The sequence below is a fragment of the Bradyrhizobium sp. genome (assembly GCF_030697065.1).
In the GTDB taxonomy this organism is placed as follows: Bacteria; Pseudomonadota; Alphaproteobacteria; order Rhizobiales; family Xanthobacteraceae; genus Bradyrhizobium.
This window is the reverse complement of record NZ_JAUYQU010000130.1, coordinates 1-5,201: the sequence shown is the minus strand read 5'-3', so window position 1 is coordinate 5,201 and position 5,201 is coordinate 1. Positions and strand designations below refer to the sequence as shown.

Sequence of the window (5,201 nt, the reverse complement as noted above, 5' to 3'; positions counted from 1 at the left end):
TGATGTCGATCATCATGGTCTCCTTTCGTAAGCCGGGCGCTGCGCGCGGCTTGGTTGATATGGAAACTCCTACCTGCTTTCCATCGTCTCGGCGCAAATGACATCAATCGGAAATCTCACTGGGTCCTCGTTGTCGGAATGCCACATGTCACTTGTCGACGAATTCGCGCAGTGGCGTTGCGCCCGCCGCGTCGGCGCGGGCGGGCTGGTGAGCAAGACCGACCGTGTTTTCCAGACCGAGAACAGGAAGCCGCCTGCCAGCGGGCTGAAGGTCACGCCGAGTGAGATCGCCGGATCGATCTTGCCGTATATGAGATTCACGAAGATCAGCAACATCTTGATCCCCGTCTGGATCAGGAAGCCGTCGAAAAGGAACAGCACCCAGCTGAACTACGCCACCAGCGCTGTGCCTCGCCGACCGGAATCTTCCGAGCCTTTCGATGCAGAACGCCGAGATCGAACGCGAGGAGCGCAGCGATCAGACCTGACTGAACGCGCGGTGCTCTGGGCTAATGCTCATCCTTCGAGGTGCAACGACTGGCGATGCTCTTCACTCCCCTCCCCACCGCTTCGCGGGAGGAGGGAGAAGAAAAGCGCGCTGGCTCGGGTGAATTGGAAAGCGCGCTAAAATCCGGACGCGGCCTGGTTGCGGTCGACATCGGCGCCGGTGCGGGCGCGCCGGACGTTGCTCACGAGCATGCCGGGCCGGTCTTCGTTCGCGGGCTTCGCGGTCGCCAGCCGCAGCACGGCGGCATAGTTCGGCTGCACTTCCATCCGCGCCGCATGCGGGCTGCGCGAGAGGATCTCGTGCACGCGCGGCAGGTTGTAGCAGGGCACATAGAACAGCAGATGATGCTCGAGATGATAGTTGACGTAATAGGGCGCGATGAACAGCCGTTCGAGAAAGCCCGCATGCGTGGTGCGGGTGTTGCGCAGGGGATCAGTGCTGTCCGGCACCACGGCATGTTCGGCGATGTTGCGGATGCGGGTGATCACCATCATCCAGGTCAGCAGCGGCAATAGCCACAGCAGCGGATAGGCCCACCAGATTCCGGCCGCCGTGAGGCCGGCCAGCAAGACCAGATTCAACAGGATCTGCGGACCGAGCTTCTGCCAGAAGTGCGCGGCGCGCTGCCGTAACGGCCAGGATGGTTCGCCGAGCGCATTGAAAAACTGCGCCTTGCGCTGCGCATAACCGGTCTGGCCCGAAATATCGCGCCAGAATTTCCGGCGATAGCTCGGCCGCGTGATCGGAAATGGCGCCGACAGGATCAGGTCGGGATCGTCCTCCTGCTGGGTACGGGCGTGGTGCTGCAGGTGATAGCGGCGATAGGCCTTGGTCTCGGCAAACACCGGCCAGGCGCAGAACCACTGGGAAAGAAACAGGTTCAGTTTCTCTTCCTTCGCCAGGCAGCCATGGGCGCCGTCATGCATCAGGATCGCCAGCCCGAGCTGGCGCGAACCGATGATCGCGACCGCCAGCACGAAGGTGAGGGGATTGGGCCAAAGTGCCACCATCGCGATCGAAGCCAAAATCAGCGTCCATGCATGCGCGATCAGCGCAATGCTCTTCCAGGTCGACCGGGTGCGGACCTCGACGAGCTCCTGCTCGGTCATGATGTCGCGGGCTCGCATGCGAAGTGCGGTCATGGTGCTTCTCCCTGGCCCTCGGGTAAATCGCCGGGAGCGGAATCCCCTGTCTTGACGAGTCGAAGCCGCGTTGCCTCAGGCTGCGCATCGGCCTGTGGGCCGAGCAGGCGCAGCATCTCGGCGGCGAGGTCCTCGGCCGACCGGCCCATCGCCTGGCCTTCCAGGGTGACGCCGATCGCGATGGTCCAGAATCGCCTCGCGCTGGTTTCGGGATCGAGCCGCGACTGCCAGCCACGCGCCGCCATCTCGGCCGCATAGGCGCGCAATCCCTCGGCGTGCAGCCGTTCGACCGTCCGCTCCACCAGCGGCGCCAGATCCTGGCGGCGGCGGGTCAGCGTCATCGCCTCGACGAAGAAGCCGACGGCATCCGCCCCCATCACGCTGTCGACCAGCGCGCGCGTATAATCCGACGGGGAGAGCTGTTTGCCCGCATGCTGCTCGGCCGCGCGCGCCACATAGAGCACATCGCGGCAGGCGGCTTCGACGAACAGCGCTTCCTTGGTGCGAAAATAATAGGTGATCTGGCTCGGGAAGGCGTCGGCCGCGGCGGCAATGGCGGCAATCGAAACCGCCGCCAGCCCTTGCTCCTTGAACAGCCGGCTTGCGGCATCGAGCAGCCGCGAGCGCATCTGGCGGCCAGCCGTTCGCGTCGCGCGGACGGTGTGTTTTGGCCTTTTTGCGCAAGCGCCTCTCATATGTCCCCCAAGGTGCGGCGAGAATCCCTGTTTCCAGCACATTCCAGCACATATCTTTGTATGATGTACAAACAAGTTGTCAATGGTGCGGCGACGCTGCCCGGCAGCAGGGCTGACGCGGCTACCAGAGCCCCCGACCCGCCGATGGCAAAAGTCTCTGGATTGCATAGTGATGGCTGCGCTCAGAGATTGTGCAATATTGGCATGTGTATGGAGATTGCATCTGTTGTCGCACGCATGGGAGCCAGGCATGGACGATCGGTTGCCGGACGAATTGACCAGGATCGTGGAGCAGCGGCTGCAAAGCGCGCGCACGGAAATCCGAAACTCCGTCACATTCATCGCGAACGGAAATCCGCTGGCCTCGGAGCCCGATAATCGACGTCGCGTGATGCGTCTGCAGTCGAAGGCAGATTTGACGCGTGCCGAAGCAGAGATGGTCTCGATGGGGATCGACGCGTTGAACGAACGCCCCGAGACGATTCCTCTCATGGAGGGCATGACCAAGGAGGCTGGTCCCGAAGCGATCATCGCGACATTCGACTTTGTCGGTATCGCCTTTCTCGAACGCGGACGCCGCGCTGCGGACGCCGTGGCGCGCGTTGCCTTCCTCAACAACAACCCGCAAGGCTCCGGGTTTCTGGTTGCACCCGGTCTGTTCCTGACCAATCACCATGTGGTGCCGTCGCCGGCCGATGCCGAGCAATTTTGCGTCGAGTTCGACTACGAGTTCGACACCAGCAACAAGCTGCGCGAGCAGAGCCGATTTGCGTTCGACCCGACACGCTGCTTCGTCACCGACGGCATTCAAGGGCTGGACTATACGCTTATCGCGCTCGGAGAACGGCTGAGCGGCTCGCGCAATTCAGACACGTTCGGATACATCCCGCTATCGGAAGCAAATGACAAGCATATGCTTGGCGAGATTGCGAATATCATCCAACACCCGCGCGGCCGCTACAAGGAAGTCGTTCTGCGCGAGAACCGCCTCGTTGCACGAGACGAGACCATGCAGGTCCTGCACTACATCGCCGATACCGAACCCGGATCGTCGGGCTCGCCGGTTTTCAACAACGATTGGGAGGTGATTGCGCTGCATCACTGGGCTGGTCCCTATCGCGAGGTGAAAACCCCGGATGGCAGGCCGTTGAACCGCGAGATCAACGAAGGCATCCGGATTAGCGCAATCGTTAACGACCTGCGCCGGCGCGCGCCCGGCCTCGCCGGCCCAACCGGCGCAGCGATTTCACAGGCGCTGCGTCTCTGGGCTTCATTCGCGCGTCCGACCCCATCCCCGACACCGCGCGAACGAGGCGAAGCAGTTCCAGGATCGCCCGGTTCGCGGCAGAATTCCGACGGCTCGGTTACCTGGACCTTCCCGATCGAAATCAATGTGCGGGCTCCGCTGCTCGGCGGCGCGCCATCTCCCGCGCCGACCGCGCAGGGCGCGATGCCGCCGACCACCAGTTTGCCGGTAGCCGGAGCGGCCGAGGCTGCGAGCTGGAAAACCGAGGATTTTTCCGACCGAGGTGGCTACGAGCCGGGCTTCATTCCGGGCTTCGTGGTGGGCCTGCCCCGATTGGCGAAAGTGAAGCACCGCGCGGCCCTGAACAAGGATGCCGAGCAAGGCGACGATCCGCACGAACTTCGCTACCACCATTTTTCCGTCGTGATGAACGCTGAGCGGCGCCTTGCGTTCTTCACGGCCTGCAATATCGACGGGTCACGAATCAAGGCCGTCGTCAGAGACAAGGACAAGATTATCGATAGCCCGACCTTGAAGGACCTGGGCGTGGAATCCCTTGGAACCGAAGGCGCCGAAGCAAGCGATCCCTTCCGACCGGATCGCCGGATTGATCCGAAAGAACAGATGAACCGGCCGTTCTACGAGAGCCAGATTGTCGCGGGATTTCCCGAGCCGACATCAAAGGAGCGCATCGCCCGCATTTTCCAGAAGGGCCACATCACCTTGCGTGGCGATCCAGCCTGGGGGACGGAGGACCAGGCGAAGGCTGCCGAGCGCGACACCTTCTTCTACACCAATGCCGCGCCGCAACTCGGATTCTTCAATCAGGGCAGTCGCCTCGATCGACCCGGCAGCAAGGGGAAGCTTCGCTGGCGCGCGGTCGAGACCTACGTGCTGCGGAATGCCGTGACCATGCGCTCCCGCATCAGCGTCTTCGCCGGCCCGGTATTCGACGACAAAAAGGACCCGGACTACCGGTTCGACACCAAGGTCCCGATGCGCTTCTGGAAGATTGCCGTGTGGGCAGAAGACGATGAACTTCGTGCGATCGCGCTGATTGCCGATCAGACCGAACTGATCAAGGTTATGCCAGAGGCAATGGAAGCTGCCGAGGCGTTTACCGACAATCTTGAACTGGCGCGTGTCTCGGAGTTTCTTACGACAGTGGCGCACATCGAGAAACTGACAGGCCTCGATTTCGGCAAAGCGGTTCGCGATGCCGACGTGCGCGCGGGAGCAGGAGAAGGGGCGCCGCCTGCCCAGGACATTGATCCCGAGGAGCTCCAACCGCGCGGGAGACGCAGGCGAACATCTGCACGACCGCGAAAAAAGGCCGCTCGGAAGCGTGGCTGAGCGGTTCCGTCGCCAGCGATCGCTCCGACGTTCCGTCCGCTCGACCGACATCGGAAGCTGTCTCGGCCGTGCGTTCCGGTGAAGCGGAGGATCGTCTGCCCCCGCTGCTATTCGCCGCTGCCCCGGCGCGTCCTTTATTTCCCGAAAACTCCCGTCCGCGTGGTAGATACCTGCCAACCGGTCATCGGAAAGCACGGTGACCCCAAGCCTTCGAACTGGAGCCCGCTTGCTGTTTCCGTCCGACCTCACCTCGTTCT

Annotated in this window: 4 protein-coding genes; 1 reads left to right on the top strand and 3 read right to left on the bottom strand. The window is 62.5% G+C overall.

Annotated elements, in window-relative coordinates; translation table 11 throughout:
• Positions 1–69: 69 nt before the first annotated feature.
• The 3 genes from Q8R73_RS10710 to Q8R73_RS10700 form a co-directional block, all read right to left on the bottom strand.
• Positions 70–381 (bottom strand): hypothetical protein, encoded by a 312-nt coding sequence (locus Q8R73_RS10710; protein ID WP_305719519.1) that lies wholly within the window; start codon positions 379–381, stop codon positions 70–72.
• 243 nt (positions 382–624) lie between these two features.
• Positions 625–1,650 carry a fatty acid desaturase family protein gene (locus Q8R73_RS10705; protein ID WP_305719518.1) on the bottom strand — a complete coding sequence of 342 codons (1,026 nt, stop codon included), beginning with the start codon at positions 1,648–1,650 and terminating at the stop codon, positions 625–627.
• Positions 1,647–2,279 carry a TetR/AcrR family transcriptional regulator C-terminal domain-containing protein gene (locus Q8R73_RS10700; protein WP_305719517.1) on the bottom strand — a complete coding sequence of 211 codons (633 nt, stop codon included), beginning with the start codon at positions 2,277–2,279 and terminating at the stop codon, positions 1,647–1,649. Before Q8R73_RS10700 ends, Q8R73_RS10705 begins: the two co-directional genes overlap by 4 nt.
• Before the next feature lie 316 nt (positions 2,280–2,595).
• Between Q8R73_RS10700 and Q8R73_RS10695 the strand changes: the two genes are divergently transcribed.
• On the top strand, positions 2,596–4,944 hold the full coding sequence (locus tag Q8R73_RS10695) for a DNA/RNA non-specific endonuclease (RefSeq protein ID WP_305719516.1): 2,349 nt from the start codon (positions 2,596–2,598) through the stop codon (positions 4,942–4,944).
• The last annotated feature ends 257 nt before the right edge of the window (positions 4,945–5,201 follow it).